This is a genomic window from Okeania sp., assembly GCF_983059655.1.
This window is the reverse complement of record NZ_CEZPJD010000711.1, coordinates 1-4,139: the sequence shown is the minus strand read 5'-3', so window position 1 is coordinate 4,139 and position 4,139 is coordinate 1. Positions and strand designations below refer to the sequence as shown.

Below are 4,139 nucleotides of genomic sequence, written 5' to 3'. Positions count from 1 at the left end.
TATTGGAGACTGTGGTTTTGGTCAAACTTGGGAAGTTGATGATAGTGGTACGATAAAAATTATGAAAATATTGCAAGTACCAAGGGCAATAGAGGACGAAGAAATGGGGCAAGTAATTTCTTTGTTTGAGCAAGAGGCAAAAGTTTTAACACAGTTACGCGAACCTGGATTACCAAAAGTTGAACCAGAAGGATACTTTATTTGGTCAGAAAAGGGAGATGAGCTATTACACTGTCTGGTAATGGAAAAAATTGAAGGTATAAATTTATCTGACTGGCTGCAACAAGTTCATCATAATCAACCTATAGAAGAAGATCAAGCGATCGCCTGGCTCACACAGTTAGTAGAAATCATTGCTAAACTTCATCAGCATCAGTGCATCCATCGTGCTCTTAAACCAACAAATATCATGTTGCGTAGCTCCACACCACAAAACTCCAATCATAATGGAGCAAAACAACCCTCTATAACTGATGGAAATTTGTCTACAGAAGAAGCTAGTCAAGAAACAAATGGAAAAGCTAGCAAAGCAAACAATTTATCTTCAGTTTCAATGACTGAAGAAAGTGTTATACGGCTGGGAAATGAACCAGAAAAAAACAAAGGAAAATTAGACGACAAACAGGAAGTAGAAAATGAAAAAGACCACACCGACAGTAAACAACATTCCCAACAGCAGAAATGGGGTCAACTAGCATTAATTGACTTTGGTGCGATTAGGCAAGTTACAGAAACGTACTTAAGGCAATTTGAAAACCAAGAAGTGACTGAGATGATTTATCAAGGTTACACATCTCCAGAACAATATGAAGGAAAAATTACACGACAGTCAGATATCTTTGCCATCGCCCGAACTATAGTTTATTTAGTCACAGCACAAAACCCTGGGAGTTTGCCTACCGATCCTCAGAGTGGTAGATTAATGTGGCGACAGCATGCTAATCAAATCTCAAAAACATTAGCAGACTTAATTGATGAGATGATGGCAAATTTACCTCAGTGTCGTCCCCAAACAACTGAAGACATTTTGGAACGTCTTGCTGACTACAACGAGCAAATAGAAGCAGAAGTTGAATCTACCCAAGAGCAACAACCTGCCTCTCCAAGAAAAAACTATTTATCTGACTTTCCATTACAGCAAAAAATACAGAATTTCAAGGATAGACCTCAAGAGGCTACACCCAAAGTCAATAAATGGTTAGGCAAGATTTCCCTGGCAACACTAGGATCGATCGCTGTCTTAATAGCTATTTTGCCAGAAGCACCAACAACTTGTCCTTTAAAGCTGGATGATAACTTGAGTTGTGGGGAAGAAATTCTGATTCCAGGTTCCGCACCCACAGCAAAGGAAAAAGGAGTTAAAGCTTTTGCTGATGGTGATTATTTGCAAGCAGTCGAACTTCTAGAAACAGCAAGAAAAAAATATTTTAACGATCCAGAAATTCTGATTTACCTGAATAATGCCAGACTCGCTGCTAGCAATACTGATGCTTATACTATAGCTGTTGCAGCAACAATGACAGGTGAGTCACAAGCTCTCAACTATAGTTTAGAAACATTACGAGGAGTTGCTCAAGCTCAGGAGGCCATAAACAGTAGCGATAATTTGATTGGGGGTAAGGGGTTAATTGTCATTATTGTTGATGATGGTAACTCTCCAGAGCAAGCAGTGAAAGTGGCAAATAATCTGGTTTTAACAGGTCAAGTCTTGGCGGTAGTTGGTCATATTATTAGTGAAATCACGATGGAAGTAGCTCCAATTTATGAACAGAATAAGCTGATTTTAATTTCGCCCACTGCTAGCTCTTCTAAATTATCAAATCGTAACGATTTTTTCTTTAGGATGATACCATCTGATGCCACTCTTGCTCAAGCAATAACAAGTTACTTAATTAATCAATCTACTGACGAACAGCAAACAGTAGCTGTGTTTGATAATCCTAATGATATTTACAGTGAATCTCTCAGGAATCAATTTATGGTTAGTTTCAGTGCTGGTGGTGGCAAAATAGTTAAAGACCTGAATGAAAATTTTGATTTATCCAGAACTTCTTTTAATCCTAGTGCTGCCATAGATAGAGTAGAAAAACAAAAAGCTACTGCAATTGTATTATTGCCAGATATTTCCACTTTAGCAAAGGCAATAGAGGTAATCAAAGCCAATTGGCAGCTCAATTTACCGATAATTACTGGAGAAAACTTCTATTCTAATTATACTCTCAAATTTGGCGCTCAAGAAGCAGAGAAAAATGTTGTAGTAGCTACACCATGGCACAGCTTGAATAGCCCCGATCCAGATTTTCCACTGCAAGCAAAAAATATCTGGGGAGGAACTGTTAGTTGGCGTACAGCTTTTGCTTATGATGCAGCTAGAGCTTTGATTACAGCATTAGGATCGCTACCAGAACGTAAAGAATTAAATCGCATTGCCCTGCAACAAATTTTAGCAAGTGAAAATTTTAGTTCTGAGGGTGCTACAGGAGAAATAACTTTTTTACCAGGTGGCGATCGCCAGGAATCAAGAATTATTTTTACTAAAGTAGTGAAGTCTAGTTGTTCGCCATTAGGCTATACATTTCTACCCCTAGATTATCCTGTCAGCCAGTTTAGTTTTTTGGAATGTGATTGATTAGAAAGGAGTAGGGAGTAGGGAGTAGGGGAGTGGGGGAGTGAGGAAGTGGGGAAGTGAGGGAGTGAGGGAGTGGGGAGTGGGGAAGTGAGGGAGTGGGGGAGTGGGGGAGTGGAGAAGTGAGGAAGTGGGGGAGTGAGGGAGTGGGGGAGTGGGGGAGTGAGGGAGTGGGGGAGAAGAATTGATAATTTATCAGGACTTACACAAATTCACCTTAGTAACGCTATATGTAGAAGCGTTAACGATAGTTATGCGAAGCAAATGGCATTGGCTAACGCCAAGCTCCGCTAACACCCTAACTTTATTTGTGCGGAGAAACGAAACGGGCCAGAGGCCCATTCCACGATGTCCATTACACTTCCACAAAACTATTAAAATCCCAAGCGCATTTATGCAACGCCAAAGATTGCTATAATAACCAAGATTAATTTTAAATATATTAAAAACTAATTAATAGGGATTGTGAGTTCAGAAAACCTAACATTATTTGAAACTGAATATAAAGCTGGCAAATATGCCTTTGAGCGCGGTCAATACCGTAAATCAGTACAACATTTAGAAACTGCTAAAGACAATATTGAGCTTAATTCAAGATTGGGGGGAGAAGTTCAAATCTGGTTAGTGACGGTATATCAAGCGACTGGCCAAATTCAAGAAGCAACAGCCCTTTGTAAACAACTAACTCGTCATCCTCGTTTAGAAACCCGTCAACAAGCAAAACGTATATTAGCCATTCTCGAAGCACCTGTATTGAGAAGTAGGCAAGAGTGGATGACTAAAATTCCTGACTTGGGGGCAATATCTGAAAGTGATGCTAAAGATCGTAGAGGTAGCACTATGGTTTCCCAAGTTAAGTCACCGCCACCGAAGCCAAAAACTCTGAAGTTGGAAGTTGTCGATCCTAGTCAAGTTAATACAAAAGATAATCAATTTGTTTGGGTAGCGTTAGTACTAATAATTCTGACTGTGAGTGGGTTAGTTTGGTTTAGTTGAAGCGCTGCGCGCAGGCAACAGGCAACAGGCAACAGGCAACAGTGGGAAAAACATTTTCTAGTCTAAGATTTGTTATTCGCATAAGTTCTAACCAATTCTTTCTGAGGTATATATGATATAGTTATTCTGAATAATACTGGAACACTTTTTCAGCTGAAACTCTTTCAAGGCAAGAAACCCTTGTCTCAATCTTAACTGGAATAACTATAGTGTCCGGTTGAATACTTACACTTGGGAGAAAAGAAGACAGAAGGGATAAAGTTTCTTATAGCTGATTATCCGGACTAGAAGCATTTTTCCACCAACTTTTCAGAGGATGGCTTTTTGGAGGTGAATATCGTCCTTTTTTTTCAACTGCATTTAGAGCTTCAGATAGTATTGACGAATCAACATTTGCTGCCTCTGACCAATGCTTAATTATTTCTGGGGTTGAGAAAATTTGAATATCAGATGCCTGCTGTTGCATATAGCGCTTTTCACATGGATAGACTACAGTTAGTATGGGCAACCCAAAAGC

General features: G+C 39.4%; 2 protein-coding genes and 1 pseudogene. 2 read left to right on the top strand and 1 reads right to left on the bottom strand.

The features are described 5' to 3' along the window. A partial coding sequence (locus AC3DU7_RS27100; protein ID WP_488042371.1) for an ABC transporter substrate-binding protein occupies positions 1–2,629 on the top strand: 2,629 nt, incomplete at its 5' end. Between the two features lie 462 nt (positions 2,630–3,091). Continuing rightward, positions 3,092–3,622, top strand: coding sequence for a hypothetical protein (locus tag AC3DU7_RS27095; protein WP_488042370.1), 531 nt, complete (start codon positions 3,092–3,094; stop codon positions 3,620–3,622). A 265-nt stretch (positions 3,623–3,887) separates the two neighbouring features. Here the strand turns inward: AC3DU7_RS27095 and AC3DU7_RS27090 are convergent. Beyond that, a pseudogene (locus AC3DU7_RS27090) lies at positions 3,888–4,139 on the bottom strand (hypothetical protein); the annotation flags it as partial.